A 22,939-nucleotide genomic window follows, 5' to 3' on the forward strand; every position below is an offset into this window, starting at 1 on the left:
ACCGTTAGCCATAATTAAGAATGACCAGAACTTACATCATATTTTTACTTCTATTAATCGGATGTAAATCTGAAAAAAAAGAAGACTACTATTCTGAAGAAAAAAATGAAATTGAACATATCGATTTTAATCTTCCGACTTTTGGAAAATGGACGGAATGTTACGCAGATAAATCAGTAAAATTATACTTTGACGAATTATCAATTTCTGATAAGTTTAAAACTCTAGGAGTTTATTTAAACAATTATACATTTTCAAAAAAAGACAGTCTAGATGTTCTCGATTTTGAAGATTATGCTGTTTTTATGATTAACAAAAATGAGCAAAAATGGAAATTGACTGGGAACGATTTAGAAAGAATATTTCGAGTTCAAAAAAAGAAAACTGGAACTATTAATGTTGACAGATTGGAAGCTTTAAAAAAAGTGTATTCTGACACAACTTTTTTACATTCCGAAAAGCCAATTGTTATTGAAGAATATAAACCGAATGAAAACATATTATCTGCTTTAAAATTAATAAAGCCTTATTATGACGACCACGATATCATAGTGGTTTATGTATACAATTTGATTCTTATAAATAATCATCTTGTTTATGGTGGATATTATTTAGACCTAAACGGAATTGAATCTCTTGAAAAGGCAAAAGAAATGAATGACATAATAATGACTAAATTTCTTGAATCGAATAAATAACTATGGCTAACAACGTATATAAAAAATTGCTATTTTAGGCTAAATTTAAAGGTCGTTGCACGTTTGCTACGTCTGAATTTCCTTCGGAAATTCCTCGCACGCAAACCCGCAACTTTCCATATACAATCACGTTGTGCAACATATAAACCAACCTAATCTTTATAAAAAACAATATATCGAATAAAATAATATTTAATATTTACTCGATGATTTTCAGTATTTAAAATAGTTACAACTCACCTCTTTTTACAACTTACTTCTTAAATAGATACAATTAATATCTGTTTTTTAATTATTAAATCTTTTCTTTTTCACCTAACGAGTTATAAACTTTAAGACTTTAATAAAATTTACTAACTTTAAGATTAAATTAAATTAATTAAAAAACTAATTTATGGAGTGGATTTATGATTTTAAAGACCCAATTTGGGAAACAATTGTTGGAAGTTTTTTAATTTTTATTATTGTAATTGTTTTAACAAGAATGATAGGTCTAAGGTCATTTGCTAAATTTACAGCTTATGATTTTGCTTTTACTGTAGCTATTGGTAGTATAATTTCTTCAACATTAACTTCCAGCACTTCTATTGCACATGGTTCTGTCGCAATTGCAAGTCTTTTAGTACTAACGTTTACATTTTCTTATCTACAAAGATTATTTCCTACACTTAAGTCGGTTATATCTAATAAACCATTGTTATTAATGGATGGTAACTCTATTTTAGATGACAACCTAAAATATGCCAGAATTGAAAAAACACAATTGATTGCTAAACTACGTGAAGCTAACGTATTGGATTTTTCACAGGTGGAAGCTGTTGTTTTAGAATCTACTGGTGACATATCTGTATTACACAAATCAGATTCAGAAATACAATTAAATAAAGATTTACTAGAAGGTGTTAGACAAACGCCTTAAAAAATAATATAAAACACCATGAAAGATACCAGCCATCATGACGAGCGTATTGCAAAAATGAGCTTTGCTTCTGTCTATCCACATTATGTATCTAGGCTTGAGCGCAATGGAAGAACTGTTGAAGAATTACACCAAGTTATAGAATGGTTAACTGGTTATACTACCAAGCAACTACAAGAGATTATTGACAATAAGGTTAATTTTGAAACCTTTTTTAAAAACGCTACACTTAACCCAAATGCCAACTTAATAAAAGGTGTTATTTGTGGATATCGCATAGAAGACATCACCAATAAAACAACACGAGAGTGCAGATATCTTGATAAATTGGTTGATGAGTTGGCTAAAGGACGTAAAATGGATAAAATACTACGTCAGCCTAAATAGTTTTAAAAACCAAGACCATATAAAAAACCAAATCCTACTTCTTGAAGGAAGTAGGATTGTGGCTCCTAACTAAACTAACCAATTATTTCTCTTCGCTTACAAGAAATAATTATTTTTAATGACATCCGGATTGATGTTTTTGCTATTAATCAATTTATATCTAAGAAAAGATTATGTCATTTGTAGTATATACGACACAATTAAACTTTTGGATGTCGTGGATTGAAAAAAAGTTTGTTTTTTTTTAATTAAAGTGACTATTATTCAAAATTAACACTCTTTCTGAAAAGGAAATTTCACTTTGTTTCTATTCATTAATTACAATTTAAACTTTTTGTAAACTTATTGAATCTATGAAATCACTTGATGAGATTCCTCCTCGTTCCTCGTTCGGAATGACAACTACTAAAGTATAATCAATTCAAGTGTTTTGCAAAGCATGAGGTAAATGTATCGAGAGGCTTATTGAATGATTATTGAATCTATGCTGCTACTTGATGAGATTCCTCCTCGTTCCTCGTTCGGAATGACAACTACTATAGTTTTTTAGCTTCCTCCCAAAAAACTTGAGTAATTGAAAATCACAGATTTTCCAATTACTGTTTTTTAGCTTCCTCCCAAAAAACTTGAGTAATTGAAAATCACAGATTTTCCAATTACTGTTTTTTAGCTTCCTCCCAAAAAACATCCATTTCAGATAAAGTCATGTCCTTTAGGCTTTTATTCAGGCTTTTTGCTTTTTCTTCTAAGTACTTAAAGCGTTTCGAGAATTTTTTATTGGTACGTTCTAGTGCATTTTCTGGGTTTATATTTAAAAATCGTGCGTAATTAACCATAGAGAACAGCACGTCGCCAAACTCGTTTTCCATTGCGTTTTTATCGCCTTTTTGGACTTCTACTTTAAACTCGTTAAGCTCCTCCTCTACTTTTTCCCAAACTTGCTCTGGTTGTTCCCAATCAAATCCTACTCCTGCTACTTTATCTTGTATACGGTTAGCTTTTACTAATGCTGGTAAACTTTTTGGCACACCTTGTAGTACACTAGTTTTACCTTCTTTTAATTTTAAGTTTTCCCAGTTACGTTTAACATCGTCTTCATTTTGTACAGTCACATCTCCATAAATATGTGGATGTCTGTGGATAAGCTTATCGCAAATTTCGTTACAAACATCTGCAATATCAAAATGATTAGTTTCGCTACCTATTTTGGCATAAAACACTAAGTGTAGCATAAGGTCTCCGATTTCTTTTTTAACTTCTTCTAAATCGTTATCCAAAATAGCATCACCCAACTCGTAGGTTTCTTCAATGGTTAAATGACGTAAGGTTTCCATGGTTTGCTTTTTATCCCAAGGACACTGCTCGCGCAACTCATCCATTATAGTTAATAAACGGTCAAATGCTTTTAGTTGATCTGCTCTAGAATTCATATTTAAAAAAAGATTTTTGTAAAAGTACGCTGATTTGTTTCATCTTAAAAAACGAAAACAAAAAAATCCAGCAATTGCTGGATTTTTAAATATCTATTATCTGTTGTATTGTTTATTCTTCTTCGTTAGAGGCCTCTTCTTTAGCATCGTCTTCAAATTGTAACATGTTATTTTTTTGAAGCATGTTGTACCATTGTACTACTTTTTTAATATCGCTTGCGTATACACGATCTTCATCATAATCTGGTAACACATCAAAAAAGTATTCTTCTAATTTGTCTTTAGAATCTTTATGGCTAATGCTAGTTGGTGCACCATTTTCTTTGGTTTTAATTTTATTAAACACCTCTTTTAATGGTACTTCTTCGGTAAGAGTATAAATAGCAATCTCACTTAAAATACTCACGTTTTGTTGGATTCCAACAGCTATACGACGATTATCTATTAAAGATTCGGCTATAAAACCACCTCTAGTTTGCGTTACTAATTTATATAATCCTGGTTTTCCAGCAATTGCTAATACTTTATCTAAAGCCATAATTTAATTTTAGTTCAATTTCACTTCGACTGCGCTCCGTGTGACATGTTATTAAAATAGAGTTAATAAACTATTTTAATGTGATACAACTGTATCAAAATTTAGTGGGCAAATATCTTATGTTAGTTTGGGTTTTCCAAACCTTTAACGTTTCTTTTTCATTAACGGAAATTTCATACGGTAATCCACATGTATTTTTCCTTTAGAGATATTGGTTAGTTTTCCTTTTATCAAACGCTTTTTTAAAGCTGATAAATGGTCTGTAAACAGGATGCCTTCAATATGGTCATACTCGTGTTGAAACACTCTAGCTGCCAATCCGTCCAATTCCAAAGTCTGCTTTTTAAAGTCTTCATCTAAATATTCAACCTTAATATTAGGTTGTCTAAACACATCTTCTCTAACATCTGGAATACTTAAACAACCTTCGTTAAAAGCCCACTCGTCACCAGATTCTTCAATAATTACTGGATTGATAAACGTATGCTTGAAGGATTTTAAAAAATTGGCTTCTTCTTTACCTAAAACTTCTTCGTCTTCTGCAAAAGGTGATGCATCTACAATAAACAAGCGTATTGGCAAACCTATTTGAGGTGCAGCTAAACCCACACCAGACGCTGCATACATGGTCTCGTACATGTTAGCAATTAACTCTTTTAAGTTTGGGTAATCTTTGGTAATTTCTTTCCCTTTTTTCTTTAACACGGGATCGCCATAAGCGACAACTGGTAATATCATACTATTTACTATTGATTGTAAAGGTAACTTTGTAAAATGATGGTTGCACTAACCTCATCTAAAAGTGCTTTATTTTGTCTTTGTTTTTTCTTTAATCCACTATCTATTAAAGTTCTTACTGCCATTTTTGAAGTAAAACGTTCGTCTACACGCTTTATTGGAATATTAGGAAATGCTTTTTCTAATGTAACCAAAAACGGGATAATTAATGCTTCGCTTTCGCTTGGCGTATTATCCATTTGTTTAGGCTCTCCTACTAAAAACAACTCGACATCTTCTTTGCTTAGATAGTCTTTTAAAAAAGTAATTAGCTCTTTGGTTTTAACTGTGGTTAAGCCAGAAGCAATAATTTGCAGCTCGTCTGTTACTGCTAATCCTGTTCTAACTTTTCCGTAATCTATTGCTAAAATGCGAGCCATATTAATTTTTCTGCAAATTTATGGTTTTATGAGCTTAACACCTTAAATATTGTGCCATATTTTAATTTTTACGAATTATATTTGCGGAAGACAATTGATATTTGTTTGATTTTTTTTAACATATCAATAAACTATTAAGTGAAAATTAATAAAATTCCCACTTTTGTGGGAATAAAAAAAATATTTTTTTGATGACAGAATTACAACAAACCATAGAAAACGCTTGGGATAACCGAGAGTTACTAACCGAAACAAAAACTATTGAAGCCATTAGAGAAGTGGTTAACCTTTTAGACCTAGGACAATTACGTGTTGCAGAACCTACAACTTCAGGTTGGCAGGTTAACGAATGGGTTAAAAAAGCGGTGGTGTTGTACTTCCCTATCCAGAAAATGGAAACTTTAGAAGCTGGTATTTTTGAATATCATGATAAAATTCCTTTAAAAAGAGGCTATGAGGCTAAAGGAATTAGAGTGGTACCCAATGCTGTTGCACGTCATGGTGCTTACATTTCTGCTGGAACCATTTTAATGCCTAGCTATGTTAATATTGGTGCTTATGTAGATGAAGGAACCATGGTAGATACTTGGGCAACCGTTGGTAGTTGCGCACAAATTGGTAAAAATGTTCACTTATCTGGTGGTGTTGGTATTGGTGGTGTTTTAGAACCATTACAAGCCTCTCCAGTAATTATTGAAGATGGTGCTTTTATAGGCTCACGTTGTATAGTGGTTGAAGGTGTACACGTAGAAAAAGAAGCGGTTTTAGGTGCTAATGTGGTGTTAACAATGAGTACTAAAATTATAGATGTAACTGGTCCAGAACCTATAGAAATGAAAGGTCGTGTACCTGCAAGATCTGTAGTTATACCTGGAAGTTATACTAAACAATTTGCTGCAGGAGAATACCAAGTCCCTTGTGCTTTAATTATTGGAAAACGTAAAGAAAGTACTAATAAGAAGACGTCTTTAAATGATGCGCTTCGTGAATATGATGTGGCAGTATAAATAAGTTGGTAGTAATCAGTCTTCAGTTAGCTGTAATTAATCTGACTGAAGACTGCATACTTTATACTAATTACTTTTTACTTTAAACTTTTTGCTACTTACTACTTACTACTTACTAAATCGCATCTTTCGTCCGCTACGTCTTAACTTTTTGCTGTTAATTTTTAGTTGAAAGGCTCTGCTGTGCTTCAACATTAAGTCATGGGTTTCTTGATAAGACTTGTTATACAGTTTTGCGTAAGCTTCAGCAATCACTTTAACCATCGTTTTAGATAACCATAAGCGTCTAAAATTGTGCATGCGTTTATTAAAAGTCATCGTTTCAAAACGCATACGGTTTAAATCAATTAAATAAAAATTGTATTCCGTTTTGTCCTTAGTAATTAATGTATTTCCTGGAGAATGGTCTAAAAAGTTAATATTATTTTCATGCAATTTAAACGTAAACGCAGCAAACTGTTGTAATATCTTGTCACGTTCTGGAAATTGTGGTTTGTGAATTAACTCTCTAAACTCAAAATCATAATCGATATGCTGACTAATATAATAGCTGTTTTTTAATCCAAAAGCAGAAGTATTTTCTATGTAAGCAATAGGAAAAGGCGTTGAAATCCCACAATCTATCAACCTACTAGCATACAGAAAAGAGCGTTTGGATTTGCTTGGTCGTATGTATTTATAAACCAAACTATTAAAAGCGTTAGGGACTTTAAACGATTTTACATTAAGTTTTAAACCGTCAATCTCAAAAGATTTAATCACGTTACGTTGTCCAACAGTTACTGCCTCTCCAGAGGTTTCAAACCCTGAGATTATTGTTAGAAGTTGCTCTTTTAAATGCTTATATTTTGGATGGCAGTGTATAATAATTTTAATTTTAGTGATTGTTCAAAGATATATTAAACTAAATTTTAATAAAAGCCGATAAAATTATATTTTGCGGTATAGTCCTTAAAAGCAATAAAATATTTTAATAAACTTCCTGTCATTGCAGGAATTACGATGAAAAAAATTCTTGTTATACAAAATAAACGAATTGGAGATGTGCTTATCGCTTCTGTAATAGCACAAAACATGAAAACCGTTTATCCTGACAGTCAAATAGATTTTTTAGTCTATGATTACACCGTGGGTGTTATAGAAAACAACCCAAGTATTGACAATATTATTGCTATTAACGAGAAAGAATTAAAACAAATCTTAAATTTAAAACAGTTAATTAGTCGTGTAAAAAAGACAAAATACGATATTATTTTTGATCCGTATTCCAAGCTTCAAAGTCGTATTATTTGTTATTTTTCTGGTGCAGACATGCGTATTGGGTTTCAAAAACGTGGAAAAAATCCTTGGTTTAAATTTTACACACATACAGTTCCGTTTTTAGAAGAAAAAACACATCCTTGTGGAAAAGCAATCGAGGACAGAGTCCATATGTTTAACTCCTTTTTTCCGTTACCACAAGACCAAATAGATTACCATCCACATATTGTTTTAACCGAAAAAGAACAACAATACAATAAGCTGGATAAGTACAATAAACCTGCAATTATGCTAGGTATATTAGGTAGTACTCCACAAAAATCAATGCCATACGACTATATAGTGAAGCTAATAGACCACATTACCTCAGCATTTGATGTTAATGTGTTATTTAATTATGCACCACATCAAAAGGAAGACGCGTTGGGTATTTATAAGCAGTGTCAAAACAAAGAAAATATTATTATCGATATCTATGAAGATAGTATTAGAGGGTTTATCACGTTAATGAATAAGTGCAAATTACTTGTGGGTAATGAAGGTGGTATTGTACATATTGCTAAAGCATTAGACAAACCAACTTTTACCATTTTTTCGCCTTATGTTTTAAAAGAACATTGGGCAAGTTTTGAAGATGGGAAGCAACACACCTCTATTCATTTACTTGAAGAAAAACCAGATTTATTTTCGACAGATAGAGAAGAGCGTCGTAAAATTGAAGAAGACCCAAGCTATATGTATAAGCAACTGACACCAGAGATGATTATCCCAAAATTAGATGCTTTTTTAAACTCCCATTTATAGTGAATATTATAAATAGATTTCATAATTGGCGTAGAAAACAACGTTGGAACAAGCAATACAAAAACGGACGATGGGAGAATTTAAAAAAACCTATTGAAGCCGAAAGATATCGCACTATTATCAAGTTTATTAAAGCTTTTGGAACAAAAACACCTACAATACTTGATTTGGGTTGTGGAGAAGGTGTTTTAAACAACTATTTAGAAAGCCAGCTTTTTAAATCTTTTTTAGGTGTCGATTTTTCTAAAGTATCTATTGACAAAGCACAATCAAAACATTACCCTAAAACCAACTTTATAGTTGCAGACCTTCATACATTTATACCACCAAACAAAGTTGATGTTATTATCTTAAACGAAGCATTTTATTATGTTCAAGAATCTGAGAAAAGAAAGGTTTTAGATAGAATATTAGCAAAACTTAACAATAATGGAATACTAATAGTATCCATTTTTAGAGAAGGTCATGGTTGTTGGGAATATTTTGAAAACCTTGAAAAGATTGACTTTACAATAGTTAAAACCGATGAAGAAATGAGGTATTGGAAAATTGGTGTTTTTAAAAAACCTTAATCATTTAACTTTTCTATACCATAAGGCGTTTTAATTACCTTATTATCTTTTACATTTTTTCTAATGGCTAAGTTACGATCTAAAGACTCTTTAGTTTTATAACCTCTTGGATGGTCTAGGTGCAAACAAATAGCTTTATGTCTAATTTGTTTAGACTTTATTCCGTAATTAAATAAACGCTCACCCAACTCACGATCTGGCCCACCATATTGCATACGCTCGTCATAACCATTTATAGCAATTAAATCGTCTTTCCACGCACTAGAGTTGCAGTTGTTAAATGTTGCTCCTGTTGGTGTTACAGTATCTAAAACATCTGCTAAAATTCCGCTTACATTTATTTTTAAAGCATTTTTAAAACTAACACTTCCGTTTTTTTTAAGCCAATCGGTATCAAAACAATTTTCGTTTTCGATATCTTTTAAGGTAATAACCTCGCTGGTTGGCATATCTAATTTTAAATACCCACCAGATAAAAAGTAACCTTTTTCTGCATATTTAGCATGTGTAGACACAAAATCTTTTCGTGCTATACAATCTCCATCTGTCATTAAAATATAGTCGTATTCTGTTTGTACAATACACTTATTTAATAACTCTTGACGTCTGTACCCTTTATCTTCATGCCAAATATGACGTAAGTTTACAGGATAATCTTCACGAAAACTATCAATTAAGTCCTTGGTTGTTTCACGCGACCCATCATCTGCAACAATCACTTCAAAATTTTCATAATCTTGATGCCTGTAGCTTTCTAAAACTTTGGCAAGCCAAGCTTCAGAATTGTATGTACTAATGATAACAGTAATAGGTAAACCACTCATTTAATTGATATTTTATTGGCTACAAAGATAAGACTATTTAAAATATTGATAAACTTAGATTTGTTTAAGGTTAAATTATTAATGTAAATTTGCGTTTTACCTTTTAAATGAAAACACTAACTGTTATTATTCCTACTTATAACGAGGAAAACTACCTTGAAAATGCGCTACGTTCAGTACGTTTTGCAGATCAAATTATTGTGGTGGACTCTATGAGTACTGATAAAACAGTTGAGATTGCAGAACGTTATAACTGTAAAGTGTTATCCCGTAAATTTGATAATTTTTCGAATCAGAAAAATCATGCGTTACAATATGCAACAGGCGAATGGATTTTGTTTATTGATGCTGACGAGCGTGTTCCAAATGCCTTAAAGCAAGAAATTATAGCAGCAATGAACAGCAACAAACATGCTGGTTACAAGCTTAATTTTCCGCATTTTTATATGAATCGGTTTTTGTATAACCATAGTGACAACGTTACTAGATTAGTGAAACGTGACAACTGTAAATTTGAAGGATTAGTTCACGAAAAATTAATTGTTGAAGGTACCATAGGGCAACTTAAAAACCCAGTACTGCACTTTACCTACAAAGGATTACTACATTATATAAGTAAAAAGGATAGCTACGCTTGGTTTCAGGCAGAGCAACTACTTAAAAAAGGAAAAAAAGCCACGTATTTTCATTTAGCTTTTAAACCCTTTTATCGCTTTTTTAGTAGCTATATTTTACGTCGTGGGTTTATGGATGGTATTCCTGGATTAGCAGTAGCTAGTATTAATGCGTATGGTGTGTTTTCTAGATATGTGAAGTTGATGTTGTTGCAGAGAGGGATTAGGTAGTAGTTAGGGATTAGAGAAAAGAGAAAAGAGAAAAGGGAAAAGAGAAAAGGGAAAAGAGAAAAGGGAAAAGGGAAAAGGGAAAAGGGAAAAGTAATCAAAACTCCTACTTTTAAACTTTTAACTAAAACCAACTCTTTCCTTTCTTTAATTTCTTCTTAAAAACTTTCAAACTATCCTCTCCTTTAATATCTAAGCGTTGTATTTCGTAATGATTTTTAAACGGAAAAGAATTCACTCTATTTCCAATACGTAAACCATAAGCAATATTATTTTCTTTTAAACACTTAAAAAAAGCATGTTGCTCCTCTCCTGCTTTTGGGTATTTTCCATAAGGATACGCTAATGTATTATTGATATCTAGCTTATTTTCGACTATAAAATCTTTACATAAATCAAAGTCTTTTTGGATGGCTTCAAGAGATAGTTGGTCATAACGTTGATGCGCAAAACTGTGTAAACCAAGTTCGATTACTTCACTGTCTAAAGACTGTAATTGTGCAACAGACATAATAGGTTCTGCGCCTTCATCCCAAGTATTTACACCTCCAACAAATTTAAAAGGTATGTAAAAACAAGCTTTTAAATGGTGCTTTACAAACAATGGATAAGCCAATTCTAATTGATTAACATACACATCATCAAACGTTATAATCACCGCTTTTTCTGGAAAGTCTTTTGCAGAACTAAACCGCTGCAAATCTTTAAAATGAAGTGAGGTATAGCCTTCAGATTTTAAATACAACAGTTGCTCTTCTAACTTTTGGACATCAATAGTTAACCCACTACTCTTACTAGATTGAGTGGTCACACTATGATACATTAAAATAGGCAGTTTTGGCATGTTGTTTTAAATTGAATCCTCTGCACACAAATATATAAAGCCTAATGGTTATATTTGCCAAAAATCTGACTTTCTATAGCATGATAAGCGCTTTAGCCATTACATACAACGAAGAAGATAATATAGAACGCTATATTAAAAGCTTGTCTTTTGCAGATGAAATTATTATTGTAGACTCCTACAGTACAGATAATACGGAAGCACTTGCTAAACAACACAATGTAACTTTTGTTAAACGAAAATTTGATAATTTTTCTTCTCAAAAAAACTACGCAATAAGTTTAGCAAAACATGATTGGGTCACCTTTTTTGATCTAGATGAAATGATTCCTGAAGCATTAGCTGAAGAGATTATCACCACTGTACAATCCAACTCTAAAGAAAAAGCTTTTAGAGTAAAGCGCGATTTTCATTTTATGGGAAAGCGTATAAAATATAGTGGTTTTCAAACAGATATTGCAGTACGATTATTTGACAAAAACTATTGTAAATACAATGGAAAACTAGTCCATGAAGCTATAGAAACCTCTGCTAAAATTGGACTTTTAAAACAACACGTTAACCATCAAACCTACAAGGATTTTGATAGTTATAACCAGAAACTAAGTTTATACAGTAAATTACAAGCCGAAGCGTTATACAAAAAAAATGTACGTCCAAATGTGTATCATTTTTTGTTTAGACCTTGGTACCGCTTTATGCATCAGTATTTTTTACGCTTAGGTTTTTTAGATGGTAAAGAGGGTTTTATAATTAGTTACGTCCATGCGTTTTCGGTATTTAAACGTTATATTCAGCTTTGGACTTTGTACAGAAATATAGATTAAATGCAACAGGTTTTTTTAGAGTCTCATAATATTAAAAACCAATTTAATGGTTTTGGCCAATTTAATTATCACTTAATTAAAGGGTTGCATCATGCCAATATTACAGATTTTAAAATGACTTTACACGCTAAAGACACCTCTGCATTACAGACAGAATTTGGCAATTATTTTAATTATAAAACATACAGGTCCTTATCTAGACACCCTTTGTTTAGGATAAGAAAAAAATACGATGTTTGGCATAGTTTAAACCAAAATATAAAGATTGAACCTTACCATAAAATTCCATATGTTTTAACTGTACATGATGTTAATTTTATAAGTGAAGTCTCAAGTGATTTAAAACATAAAACCAATAAGCGTTTTATAGATAAGCTTAACAGAAGTAGCGTAATAACGTACATTTCTGAATTTGCTAAAGCATCTACACATCAATATTTTGATGTCCCAAAGGTTCCAGAATATGTCATCCATAATGGTAATCCAATAACAGACATTTTAGATACAAGCCAAACAGAAATTAAATTGGTCACTAAAAGACCCTATTTATTTTTTATAGGAGGATTAACCAAACGTAAAAACGTACACACATTAGTACAGATGCTAGAGCACTTACCTGATTTTGATTTGGTTTTAGCTGGAGATAGTTCTGATGAATATGCAAAAACAACGTTGGCAAATGCCATAACAAAAACTAACACCAAACATCGTGTACATGTGTTAGGAAAACTTAATCCGTTAGAAAAACAACTGTATTTTCAACATTGTACTGCGTTTGTATTTCCGTCTTTGCTCGAAGGTTTTGGGATACCTCCAATTGAGGCGATGCGATTTGGAAAACCTGTGTTTTTATCAAACTTAACCTCTTTACCAGAAATTGGTGGAGACAAAGCGTTTTATTGGGACAATTTTGATGCTAAAGATATGGCTACTGTTTTTGAAAAAGGCATGCACCAATTTGAAACTAACAAACCAGAATACACTGAAGCTTATATTAAACGTGCTTCAAGCTTTAATTGGGATACAGCAGCACAGCAGTATGCTGATGTGTATAGAAGTTTATTGTAAATCAAACACCTTATTAATCCAGTAATTTAAACGGTATTGGTTTAAAATATCATCCTTTACAGGAATGTATGGTGAAGTAACAAAATCTTCAGGTATGTTGATATTATCTTCGTCTATGACTAGTATATTTTGTGGGTGATAAAAATCGTAGTTAACGACATCTGCATTTGTGGTAATAAGCTTTTTACGATGTCCTAATGCTTCAAAAATTCTAAAGGATAAACCGACTTGTTCCTTACGTTGAATTTCGATTATAATTTTTGATTTATTAATTTTTTTAGCCACTTCATCTACTGGGATTTGTTGATGAATAATGGTGAGATATTCTGAGGTTAAATCGTCTGGTCCTAACACCAATATTTCTTTACTCCATTGTTTTTCATGAATGTATTTTGCTAAACGCTCCATAGCTTCATAACGATAATCATGAGTAGAAATATTAAAAAACAGTTGCTCATGAGTGGTGTTTTCGCTTTCGTCAAAAATATAATTAGTTAAAAACTCTAGGTTATACTTTTCTACATCTAACCTATCGTAGCTATACACTTTATCAAATAACGGAATGATGTCCACTTTTTCAGGAAAACGTCTGGTGCTATCGTAATAAAACGCTTGTAAAGACTTGGTTTGGGTTTTTAGATACTTTAAGGTTTTAGGCTTTAATAAATCTGGTCTGATTATAAAAATTAAGTCTTGAGGACCTAGTTGATTTATCTTGTTTATTATAACAGTGTTTACGTGTTCTTTTTTAAGATTTTTTCCTAAAAAAGCTTTGGACAAAAAGTTTATTATTTTGTGTCTAAAGTTTCTGTATTTAAAAGTAAATTTATCTATTAATACAATATGAGATTGCACACCTTCACGTTGGTTTAACTGCTGATCTATTTTTGTTAAATAACCAAGACTTGGTGGACCTACAATAAGTATTTTTTTCATTTATTAGTTTAAATTAAAGACACGCTTCACCCAATGTTCAATGGTATATTTCTCTAAGATATCTTCTGGAACTTCAACATAAGGCGTGGTTACAAATTCGTCTGGAATAACAACATTGTCTGGATCTACAACCAGTATGTTTTGTGGATTATAAAAATCGTAATTAACAACATCTGTGTTAGAGGTTATCAGTTTCTTTTTTAGTCCTAAGGATTCAAAAATCCTAAATGACAACCCTATTTGATTGTTACGCTGCAGCTCGACTAAAATTTTAGATTTTTTTATTAAATCTATAGCTTCATCTACATAAATTATCTCGTCAATAACGTCAATAATTCCTCTACCTGCTTTTTCTTTTTTAGGATGAAAAGATAAAAATTTAAGCGACCAGCCTTTACTTTTTATATACTTCCCTAAGTTTTCTAATTGTGTAAACCTGTAATCATCATCATTACCAGAAATATTAAAAAATAAATACTCTGGATTTTGATTAACTTCTGACCTTGCAAAAATGTAATTTGTAATAAATTTAAAATTATATTTAGCTACATCTATTTTATCAAAACTATAAACTGTATCGAAATAGTGAATAATATCCTGTTTTCTAGAAACACGTTGCGCACTATCAAAATAAAAAGCATTAAATACCTTTGTATTTTTTTTAATAAGTTTTAAAAAATTATCAGATAAAAAATCAGGTCTAATAATTAAAACTTCGTCTTGTTTTCCTATTTTTTTGATATCAGACTTTAAAAAATAATAGGTCTTTTTTAAATTAACACCAGTAAAGGTTTTTGATAAAAAATTAACTACTTTTTCCTTTTTATTTCTGTAACCAGCATATTCTAAAAACAACACACTAACCTCAACTTCGTCATATTGTTTTAAAGCATTAACCATATAGTCTATATATCCAAACGCTCTTGGACTAACAATTAAAATCTTTCTTTCACCCATTTTTATTGATATAAACTAACTTTTTAAGTGTCACAAAAATAGAATATTTATTTAGTTTGATTTAAAATATACTAGCTTTCTTTACATTTGTGCATATGAAGGACGTCTCTATTATAATAATAAACTATAACACTTCAACATACACGTTAAAATGTATAGCTTCTGTATTTAAACATACCAATGCATCCTTGTCTTTTGAAGTGATTGTTGTTGATAACAATTCTAATATTGAAGACTATAATTTCTTAAAAGAAAACATTCCAAACAAACCTAATATATTATTAACTAGAAGCATCATAAACACTGGATTTGGAGGTGGAAACATGCATGGTGCACAGTTTGCAAATGGTAAGTATCTATTATTTTTAAATAACGATGCTTTTTTAAAAAATGACTGCTTATCCATTTTACTAAATTTTATGAATGCTCATCCAGAAGCAGGTGTAGCTACTGCACAAAATTATGATGGTGACGGAAACCATGTTGTGTCTTTTGACCATAATAAAGGCATCAGAAAATTAATTTTAGGACGTAGTTTTCTAGAAAAAAATTACCCTAAACAATATCCAAAACGCAAAAAAGAATACACTAAACCTATTAGTGTCAACTTTGTCAATGGTGCATTTATGTTTTTTAACACAGACGCTTTTTCAAAAGTTGGTGGTTTTGACACAAACATCTTTTTATATTTTGAAGAAATGGATATCTGTTACAGGCTAAAAAAACTAGGTTATTCTAGTTATTTAGTACCTGAAGCAAAAATAACTCATCACCAAGGTGCAAGTACAGGTACATCTAAAGTTATAAGTAAGGAAGGGTTAATTTCTCACTTATATGTTTTGAAAAAAAATTACTCGTTTTTAAAATATCTTTTTATAAAATATTATTTCTGTATTACTTTTTTATTCAAACCAAAAAAATGGTTTATGCTAAAAACTATATGTAAAGGCGCACCTTTAAGCGACTCTTTAAAACAAGCTCAAACAATCACTTTCAATAATTAAAATATGTTATCACAATTAAAATTAATTAAAACCCTAAAAGGTAACTTTTCATTTTTGGAAGCGGTTAAATTATTTAAAACCTTAAAAAACGAAAAAGAAGAGGTCTATTTACCCAAAAAAAAACGGACTCTTTATTTTAGAAAAGACACTAAAGATTTTGAAACGTTTGAAGAAGTATTTGTGTCAAAAATTTATGATGTTTTTTTAACCTTTGAGCCTAAAACTATTATTGATGCAGGTGCTAACACTGGTTTTGCTTCACTTTTTTTTAAGATTAAATATCCAAATGCCAATATAGTTGCATTAGAGATAAATAAAGATAATGCAACTATGATTGCTAAAAACCTTAAAGGTTTTGATAATGTAGATATTTTAGAAAGAGGTCTTTTTAGTGAGTATGCCTATTTTAAAGTAGAAAATCCATACAATGCAACTAATAGTTTCGTTATTAAAAAGGTGGATAAAAACGATGATTTTGATATAGAGTCCATCACCATAGACCAAATTTTAGAACTAAAACAATGGGATACTATTGATATTTTAAAAATAGATATTGAAGGTTCTGAAAAAGAATTATTTGAAACCAACTACCAGTCTTGGCTTCCTAAAGTAAAAGTTATTTACATAGAAACACATGACAGGATGATTCCTAAATGTGCTTTTACTGTTATTAATACCATCAATAAGTTTGATGATTTTATTTTATACACTACAACTGATGGAACACTCATTTTTTTCAATAAAGCACTAATAAGCCTCCCATAAACTATGCAATCTCAATTAGAAAAAGCTATAGAAACTTTAAAGCAAGGTGGACTTATTTTATATCCAACAGATACTGTTTGGGGAATTGGCTGCGATGCTACAAATGCTAATGCGGTTAGAAAAGTCTATCAACTTAAACAACGTGACGATTCTAAAGCACTAATTTGTTTAGTTAACAATTACAGTATGTTAGAGCGTTATGTGGATAACGTCCCAAAAATAGCTTACACCATTTTAGATATTGCTGATCAACCTACAACAGTAATATATGATGCTCCTGCAGGAATTGCAGAAAACTTAGTAGCGGAAGATAACACTTTAGCCATCCGCATTCCAGATCATGAATTTTGTCAAAAATTAATTAAATATTTTGGTAAACCTATTGTTTCTACTTCAGCTAATATTGCTGGTCAACCAACACCAAAATCCTTTAAAGAAATAGGCGATGCTATTTTAAAAGGTGTGGATTATGTCGTAAATTTGCAAAGCGAAAATAAAAATGCAAAACCATCAACTATTATTAAATTATCTAATAGTGGTGAGGTCAAAATTATTCGTGAGTAAATTTAAAAATGAATTATAAGCAAGCCTTACAACATCCAATATTTAAAATCATTTCTCAAGCGTCTAAAAACTTAAATTTAGACAGCTATGTTATTGGTGGTTTTGTACGTGATTTTATTTTAAACCGAGGTGACGCTAAAGACATTGATGTTGTTGCAATAGGAAGCGGTATAGCTCTAGCCAAAGAAGTTGCAAAACTTTTACCCAACCAACCTAAAGTACAGGTTTTTAAAACGTATGGTACTGCAATGTTGCGTTACAATGACATTGAAGTTGAATTTGTAGGAGCACGAAAAGAATCTTATAATGAAAATAGCAGAAACCCAATAGTAGAAAACGGAACCTTAGAAGATGATCAAAATCGTCGTGACTTTACCATAAACGCATTGGCTTTAAGTTTATCCGAAACTAATTTTGGTGACTTATTAGACCCTTTTAATGGTATCCAGGATTTAGACAATAAGATCATTAGAACTCCTTTAAATCCAGATATCACCTATAGTGACGACCCATTACGCATGATGCGTGCCATAAGATTTGCAACACAATTAGATTTTAAAATTGAAGACAAATCCTTAAACGCTATTACCAAAAACAACAAACGCATAAACATTATTACCAAAGAGCGAATTGTTGTCGAGCTAAACAAAATATTAGAGAGTCAAACTCCTTCTAAAGGGTTTTTATTACTGGAAAAAACAGGGTTATTACAACATTTTTTACCAGAATTAACCAATCTAAAAGGGATTGATGAAGTCGAGGGTCAAACACATAAAGATAATTTTTACCACACCTTAGAAGTAGTTGATAATATTGCTAAAAACACAGACAATCTTTGGCTACGTTGGGCAGCCTTATTACATGATATTGGCAAAGCACCAACCAAACGATTTAGCAAAAATGTAGGTTGGACGTTTCATGGTCATGAATTTGAAGGCTCTAAAATGGTGTATCATTTATTTAAGCGTTTAAAGATGCCTTTAAATGATAAAATGAAATTTGTCCAAAAACTAGTGTTTATGAGCTCAAGACCTATCGTTTTAGCACAAGACATAGTTACAGACTCTGCTGTGCGTAGATTGGTTTTTGATGCAGGAGATTACGTAGATGATTTAATGACACTTTGTGAAGCAGATATCACCACCAAAAACCCAAAACGTTTCGAAAAATATCATAACAATTTTAAAATTGTTAGAGATAAAATAATTGAAGTTGAAGAAAAAGATCATGTACGTAATTTTCAACCACCAGTTTCTGGAGAAGAAATTATGAAAACCTTTAATCTTAAACCTTCAAAAGAAATTGGAATTATAAAAGAAGCTATTAAAGAAGCCATTTTAGACGGTGTCATCCCAAACGAGCATGAAGCTGCTTATAATTTAATGCTAAAAAAAGGAGAAGCTTTAGGTTTAACTAAAAGTTAAAAATAATGTTAGAGCTAGTTAAAACAGATTCTAATAATCCAGACTTTATTAATCTGGTCAAGCAATTGGATAGTTATTTAAAGGTAACTGATGGTGACGAGCATGATTTTTATAACCAATTTAATAGCATAGACAATTTAAAACATACTGTTGTTGCCTATTTAGATACTACTCCTGTGGGTTGTGGTGCTTTTAAACCATTTGGAGAGGATACTATAGAAATCAAACGTATGTTTACCACAGAAGCTACTAGAGGTCAAGGCATTGCTTCTGCTATATTAAAAACATTGGAAGATTGGGCTAAAACTTTAAACTACAAGTATTGTGTTTTAGAAACAGGAATAAGACAAATTGAAGCTGTCCAGTTTTATAAGAAAAGTAATTATCAAATCATTGACAATTACGGACAATATAAAGGTGTAGAGAATAGTCTTTGTTTTAAAAAAGAATTGTAAAAGAAAAAAGAAAATGAAAAAGGATAACAAAAAAGTCATTTATTGGCTATTAACGGGTTGCGTACTAATTTTTATTATGGTTATTGTTGGCGGAATTACAAGATTAACCCATTCTGGTTTATCAATATCCAATTACAAACTCATTTCTGGTACCATTCCTCCTATGAATGAGGTTGAATGGCAAGAGGCTTTTGATTTGTATAAACAGTATCCAGAATATCAAAAATTAAACTCTCATTTTACTCTAGAAGAGTTTAAAGATATTTATTTCTGGGAGTGGATCCATCGTGTGATTGGTCGTGTAATTGGGTTGGTATTTTTTATTCCTTTTTTATACTTTTTATTCACTAAACAGCTCACTAAACCCACTATTAAAAAATCTATTGTACTGATGTGTTTAGGCGCCTTTCAAGGGTTTTTAGGTTGGTATATGGTTAAAAGCGGATTGGTAGACAGACCAGATGTTAGTCACTACAGACTAGCCATGCACTTAACAACTGCATTTATCACCTTTGCTGCAACATTTTGGGTGGCTTTAGATTTGATGTTTCCGTTTAATAAAATTGTAAACACAGGATTTAAGCGCCTAGTAAGGTTGGGCATGTTAGTCTTACTTATTCAGATTATATATGGTGCTTTTGTTGCAGGATTAGATGCTGGTTGGGTGCATAACCATTGGCCAATGATGAGTGAAGGCAAATTTATTCACGAAAGTGTGTATTTAGAAAGAGAAACACTTTTTGCCAACTTAACAGAAGGTAAAAGTGGTGTCCAATTTGTACACAGAATATTAGCATATGTTGTGGTTGCTTTTATCCTTTTAATTTATTTTAAAGGCAAAAAATATATCGAAACCAATTATCAAAGAACAGCCTTAAACCTAATGTTAGGTCTGGTGTTTTTACAATTTATATTAGGTGTTTTTACTTTATTATTACAAGTCCCAGTTTGGCTTGGTGTTGTCCACCAGGTTGGTGCCTTTTTATTACTAAGTGCCATGACATTTACCTTGCATCGATTTAGTAAATAACACTTAAAAAATGTATCTTTACACCCTTATTTTTAAGTTATGATATACAGATTCAGAGTTATTTTAGACAACGATACCGACGAAGATATTTTCAGAGATTTTGAAATTCGCGAAAGCGATACCATGGAAGATTTACACAACGTTATTACACAATGTTTTGGGTTTGATGGTACAGAAATGGCTTCGTTTTACTTAAGTGATGACGAATGGAATCAAGGCGAAGAGATTAGTTTGTTTGATATGAGTGATGGTTCCAATCAAGTAAAATTAATGAATGAAACTATTATCTCTGACACAGTTCATGAAGCGCAAACTAAACTAATTTACGTGTATGACTTTATGAGTATGTGGACCTTTTTTGTAGAGCTTGCAGAAATTGTTGAAACCGCAGAAGGTGTAGATTATCCTAACCTAATGTATGTGCAAGGTCAAGTCCCGACAGAAGCACCAGATAAAATTTTTGAAGCAGAAAGTGACGACGATTTTAATGAGTTTGATGACGATTTTGATGTAGACGATTACGATAATCTGGACTTTGAAGAAAACTGGAATTAAAAGCCTTTAGTATTGACATCCTCATAATTACGCTTCACAAATTCTAAAGCGTTTTTTAAAATCTGACCCATATTTTTACTTCTCTTAAATTCTAAATCTAAGGTATACTCGTAGATTTTGGATTTTAACTGTTTGATGTGTTCGGTATTTGATATGTTATCATTAACCATACAATGTAACAACTCTGTAATCCGATCGTGATAACTAATCATTCGTTTTGCAACTATAGAGCGTTCTTCAATTTTATATTGGTCAATAGATTCTTTTTTAAATTTTTTAGATACCAATTCTACTAGCTTCAAATTCTCTTTAAAAAACTGTGGTCTGTAGACGTTAAATTTGCCTTCATAACATTGCTGGTCAAAATCTATAGCTCTAATTTTAAAAACTACATGGTCAAAATCGTGGGTTGGAACAATCACATAATTGTAAGATCGCATATCACCCAGTAATCTAATCATACAACGCTCGTTAAACTTTACAAACTCTTTAGCGATTTGAGATTTTTCAGACTCTGTACAATCGTTAAGCATGTCTTCAATAAATACATCACCAGGTATTCCTGCAATATGTTCTTCTATTAGCGTATTACCATGCACCATAAAATTAAGGTTATATGGAGATAGCATGTGCTCTAATTCTAAACCATAAACACGTGAAGCGTCTGCTTTTTTTACGTAGAAATACGTGTAATTATCATTTAAAATATTTCTAACTTTTATCCTAAATGGTTTAGAGTTGCCAAAGGTGCAATAATCAATTGCATCAATATTTAAAAAAGGTATGGAGGTTTCGTTACCGTCAGAATGTAATTGAGTGTATACTTTTTTAAGACTTAAATCTATTTCTTTTCTATCAAATTCACTAAAATACACACGTATCCACAAAGTGTCTTTATCGTGTTTATCGTAAACCGTAACAGATCCTTGAAAACGCAATAAGTCGTCATATAAAATAGAAATTTTAGAGTTTCTATTATACTCAGATAAATACGCATGTAATTTATCGTTAATAGGATACGATGGTTTTTTTTTAGAAATCTTTAAATCTTCCATACAATTCAAACTTAACCAAATGTAAAACTAATTTTTAAATTGTAACATTTTTGGCATTGTATCGTCTTACTTTTAAACCAATCAAAAAACCAATCATCTTGGAAACTATTCTTAGCATTAGTAATCTTACTAAAAAATATGGCAGCTTGACTGCTGTTAACAATTTATCTTTCACCATTCAAAAAGGCAATGTTTATGGTATTTTAGGACCAAACGGAAGTGGTAAATCTACTACTTTAGGTATTACACTTAATGTGGTTAATGAAACTAGCGGAAGTTTTAACTGGTTTAATGGACAAACATCTACGCACCTTGCGTTAAAAAAAGTAGGTGCTATTATAGAGCGTCCAAACTTTTACCCTTACATGTCTGCTTACAAAAACTTAAAACTGGTTTGTAAAATTAAAGATATAAGCGAAGATAAAATTGATGAAAAACTAGAATTAGTTGGACTTTTAGATAGAAAAAATAGCAAGTTTAAAACCTTTTCTTTGGGTATGAAACAACGCTTAGCAATAGCATCTGCATTGTTAAACGATCCAGAAATTTTAATTCTAGACGAACCCACTAATGGTTTAGACCCTCAAGGGATACATCAAATTAGAGCATTAATTAAAGATATTGCTAGTCAAGGCACTACTATTTTATTAGCCTCGCATTTACTGGATGAAGTAGAAAAAGTATGTTCTCATGTGGTGGTTTTAAGAAAAGGGCATAAATTATATGAGGGTCCAGTAGACCAAATGATTTCTAGTAATGGTTTTTTTGAATTAAAAAGTGACGACAATCAAGCACTTTTAAATTACTTAGCATCACATCCAAACATTAAAGATACCAAAGTTTTAGACGGATTGGTCACTGCTTTTTTAGAAGCACCAATGTCTGCATCAGCATTTAATAAAGAGCTGATACATAACGGAATAGTATTATCCCATTTAGTACTAAGAAAAGAAAGTTTAGAAGAACAATTTCTTCAACTTACAGACAACCTAAACGACGCTAACTAATCCATCAAAA

27 protein-coding genes are annotated in these 22,939 nt (G+C 31.3%); 17 read left to right on the plus strand and 10 right to left on the minus strand.

Annotation, left to right across the window (positions count from 1 at the left end; translation table 11 throughout):
* Nucleotides 1-20: 20 nt before the first annotated feature.
* The 3 genes from LY08_RS10135 to LY08_RS10145 all read left to right on the plus strand — a co-directional run bounded on the left by LY08_RS10135 (nt 21) and on the right by LY08_RS10145 (nt 2,004).
* Complete coding sequence (locus LY08_RS10135; RefSeq protein WP_111660335.1) at nt 21-698, plus strand: hypothetical protein; 678 nt, start codon at nt 21-23, stop codon at nt 696-698.
* Between the two features lie 394 nt (nt 699-1,092).
* The gene (locus tag LY08_RS10140) at nt 1,093-1,617 is read left to right on the plus strand and encodes a DUF421 domain-containing protein (RefSeq protein WP_111660336.1); all 525 of its coding nucleotides are present in this window, start codon (nt 1,093-1,095) and stop codon (nt 1,615-1,617) included.
* Between the two features lie 18 nt (nt 1,618-1,635).
* Nucleotides 1,636-2,004: a DUF2200 domain-containing protein gene (locus LY08_RS10145; protein ID WP_111660337.1), complete on the plus strand. Its 369-nt coding sequence runs from the start codon at nt 1,636-1,638 to the stop codon at nt 2,002-2,004.
* Nucleotides 2,005-2,660: 656 nt separating this feature from the next.
* On the opposite strand, the gene mazG is transcribed toward LY08_RS10145, so the two are convergent.
* The 4 genes from mazG to ruvX form a co-directional block, all read right to left on the minus strand.
* Nucleotides 2,661-3,434 (minus strand): nucleoside triphosphate pyrophosphohydrolase, encoded by a 774-nt coding sequence (mazG, locus tag LY08_RS10150; protein WP_111660338.1) that lies wholly within the window; start codon nt 3,432-3,434, stop codon nt 2,661-2,663.
* Between the two features lie 112 nt (nt 3,435-3,546).
* A complete protein-coding gene (locus LY08_RS10155; protein ID WP_111660339.1) occupies nt 3,547-3,972 on the minus strand; it encodes a DUF5606 family protein in 426 nt (141 codons plus the stop codon).
* A gap of 144 nt (nt 3,973-4,116) precedes the next feature.
* Complete coding sequence (gene def, locus LY08_RS10160) at nt 4,117-4,710, minus strand: peptide deformylase (protein ID WP_111660340.1); 594 nt, start codon at nt 4,708-4,710, stop codon at nt 4,117-4,119.
* 8 nt (nt 4,711-4,718) lie between these two features.
* Nucleotides 4,719-5,129 (minus strand): Holliday junction resolvase RuvX, encoded by a 411-nt coding sequence (gene ruvX / locus LY08_RS10165; protein ID WP_111660341.1) that lies wholly within the window; start codon nt 5,127-5,129, stop codon nt 4,719-4,721.
* A gap of 191 nt (nt 5,130-5,320) precedes the next feature.
* Here ruvX and LY08_RS10170 point away from each other — a divergent pair, with 191 nt between their 5' ends.
* Entirely contained in the window at nt 5,321-6,136 is an 816-nt protein-coding gene (locus tag LY08_RS10170) for a 2,3,4,5-tetrahydropyridine-2,6-dicarboxylate N-succinyltransferase (protein ID WP_111660342.1), read from the plus strand.
* A gap of 108 nt (nt 6,137-6,244) precedes the next feature.
* On the opposite strand, the gene LY08_RS10175 is transcribed toward LY08_RS10170, so the two are convergent.
* Entirely contained in the window at nt 6,245-6,898 is a 654-nt protein-coding gene (locus LY08_RS10175) for a lipopolysaccharide kinase InaA family protein (RefSeq protein WP_245907578.1), read from the minus strand.
* A 240-nt stretch (nt 6,899-7,138) separates the two neighbouring features.
* On the opposite strand from LY08_RS10175, the gene LY08_RS10180 reads away from it, so the two are divergent.
* Complete coding sequence (locus LY08_RS10180; RefSeq protein WP_111660344.1) at nt 7,139-8,200, plus strand: glycosyltransferase family 9 protein; 1,062 nt, start codon at nt 7,139-7,141, stop codon at nt 8,198-8,200.
* Complete coding sequence (locus tag LY08_RS10185; protein ID WP_111660345.1) at nt 8,200-8,772, plus strand: class I SAM-dependent methyltransferase; 573 nt, start codon at nt 8,200-8,202, stop codon at nt 8,770-8,772. Before LY08_RS10180 ends, LY08_RS10185 begins: the two co-directional genes overlap by 1 nt.
* On the opposite strand, the gene LY08_RS10190 is transcribed toward LY08_RS10185, so the two are convergent.
* Entirely contained in the window at nt 8,769-9,596 is an 828-nt protein-coding gene (locus LY08_RS10190) for a glycosyltransferase family 2 protein (RefSeq protein WP_111660346.1), read from the minus strand. The genes LY08_RS10185 and LY08_RS10190 overlap by 4 nt on opposite strands.
* Before the next feature lie 107 nt (nt 9,597-9,703).
* Between LY08_RS10190 and LY08_RS10195 the strand changes: the two genes are divergently transcribed.
* Entirely contained in the window at nt 9,704-10,441 is a 738-nt protein-coding gene (locus LY08_RS10195; protein WP_111660347.1) for a glycosyltransferase family 2 protein, read from the plus strand.
* Nucleotides 10,442-10,562: 121 nt separating this feature from the next.
* Here LY08_RS10195 and LY08_RS10200 read toward each other — a convergent pair whose 3' ends face one another.
* Complete coding sequence (locus LY08_RS10200) at nt 10,563-11,282, minus strand: polysaccharide deacetylase family protein (RefSeq protein WP_111660348.1); 720 nt, start codon at nt 11,280-11,282, stop codon at nt 10,563-10,565.
* A gap of 80 nt (nt 11,283-11,362) precedes the next feature.
* Between LY08_RS10200 and LY08_RS10205 the strand changes: the two genes are divergently transcribed.
* The gene (locus LY08_RS10205; protein WP_111660349.1) at nt 11,363-12,109 is read left to right on the plus strand and encodes a glycosyltransferase family 2 protein; all 747 of its coding nucleotides are present in this window, start codon (nt 11,363-11,365) and stop codon (nt 12,107-12,109) included.
* On the plus strand, nt 12,110-13,177 hold the full coding sequence (locus LY08_RS10210; protein WP_111660350.1) for a glycosyltransferase family 4 protein: 1,068 nt from the start codon (nt 12,110-12,112) through the stop codon (nt 13,175-13,177).
* Here the strand turns inward: LY08_RS10210 and LY08_RS10215 are convergent.
* Both LY08_RS10215 and LY08_RS10220 read right to left on the minus strand, forming a co-directional pair.
* Nucleotides 13,169-14,113 (minus strand): hypothetical protein, encoded by a 945-nt coding sequence (locus tag LY08_RS10215; RefSeq protein WP_111660351.1) that lies wholly within the window; start codon nt 14,111-14,113, stop codon nt 13,169-13,171. The genes LY08_RS10210 and LY08_RS10215 overlap by 9 nt on opposite strands.
* A gap of 3 nt (nt 14,114-14,116) precedes the next feature.
* A complete protein-coding gene (locus LY08_RS10220; RefSeq protein ID WP_111660352.1) occupies nt 14,117-15,070 on the minus strand; it encodes a hypothetical protein in 954 nt (317 codons plus the stop codon).
* Between the two features lie 95 nt (nt 15,071-15,165).
* On the opposite strand from LY08_RS10220, the gene LY08_RS10225 reads away from it, so the two are divergent.
* The 7 genes from LY08_RS10225 to LY08_RS10255 are packed head-to-tail and all read left to right on the plus strand — an operon-like array spanning nt 15,166 to nt 20,867.
* Complete coding sequence (locus tag LY08_RS10225; RefSeq protein ID WP_111660353.1) at nt 15,166-16,074, plus strand: glycosyltransferase family 2 protein; 909 nt, start codon at nt 15,166-15,168, stop codon at nt 16,072-16,074.
* A gap of 3 nt (nt 16,075-16,077) precedes the next feature.
* A complete protein-coding gene (locus tag LY08_RS10230; RefSeq protein WP_111660354.1) occupies nt 16,078-16,839 on the plus strand; it encodes an FkbM family methyltransferase in 762 nt (253 codons plus the stop codon).
* Between the two features lie 3 nt (nt 16,840-16,842).
* Nucleotides 16,843-17,403 (plus strand): L-threonylcarbamoyladenylate synthase, encoded by a 561-nt coding sequence (locus LY08_RS10235; RefSeq protein ID WP_111660355.1) that lies wholly within the window; start codon nt 16,843-16,845, stop codon nt 17,401-17,403.
* Between the two features lie 8 nt (nt 17,404-17,411).
* Nucleotides 17,412-18,827 (plus strand): CCA tRNA nucleotidyltransferase, encoded by a 1,416-nt coding sequence (locus tag LY08_RS10240; protein ID WP_111660356.1) that lies wholly within the window; start codon nt 17,412-17,414, stop codon nt 18,825-18,827.
* A gap of 5 nt (nt 18,828-18,832) precedes the next feature.
* Nucleotides 18,833-19,282 carry a GNAT family N-acetyltransferase gene (locus LY08_RS10245; RefSeq protein ID WP_211305930.1) on the plus strand — a complete coding sequence of 150 codons (450 nt, stop codon included), beginning with the start codon at nt 18,833-18,835 and terminating at the stop codon, nt 19,280-19,282.
* A gap of 13 nt (nt 19,283-19,295) precedes the next feature.
* Nucleotides 19,296-20,312 (plus strand): COX15/CtaA family protein, encoded by a 1,017-nt coding sequence (locus tag LY08_RS10250; protein ID WP_111660358.1) that lies wholly within the window; start codon nt 19,296-19,298, stop codon nt 20,310-20,312.
* A gap of 39 nt (nt 20,313-20,351) precedes the next feature.
* The gene (locus LY08_RS10255; protein ID WP_111660359.1) at nt 20,352-20,867 is read left to right on the plus strand and encodes an IS1096 element passenger TnpR family protein; all 516 of its coding nucleotides are present in this window, start codon (nt 20,352-20,354) and stop codon (nt 20,865-20,867) included.
* Here the strand turns inward: LY08_RS10255 and LY08_RS10260 are convergent.
* A complete protein-coding gene (locus tag LY08_RS10260) occupies nt 20,864-21,922 on the minus strand; it encodes a hypothetical protein (RefSeq protein ID WP_111660360.1) in 1,059 nt (352 codons plus the stop codon). The genes LY08_RS10255 and LY08_RS10260 overlap by 4 nt on opposite strands.
* Nucleotides 21,923-22,020: 98 nt before the next feature.
* Between LY08_RS10260 and LY08_RS10265 the strand changes: the two genes are divergently transcribed.
* Nucleotides 22,021-22,929, plus strand: coding sequence for an ABC transporter ATP-binding protein (locus LY08_RS10265; protein ID WP_111660361.1), 909 nt, complete (start codon nt 22,021-22,023; stop codon nt 22,927-22,929).
* The last annotated feature ends 10 nt before the right edge of the window (nt 22,930-22,939 follow it).

The organism is Olleya aquimaris (genome assembly GCF_003259525.1).
Lineage (GTDB): Bacteria > Bacteroidota > Bacteroidia > Flavobacteriales > Flavobacteriaceae > Olleya > Olleya aquimaris.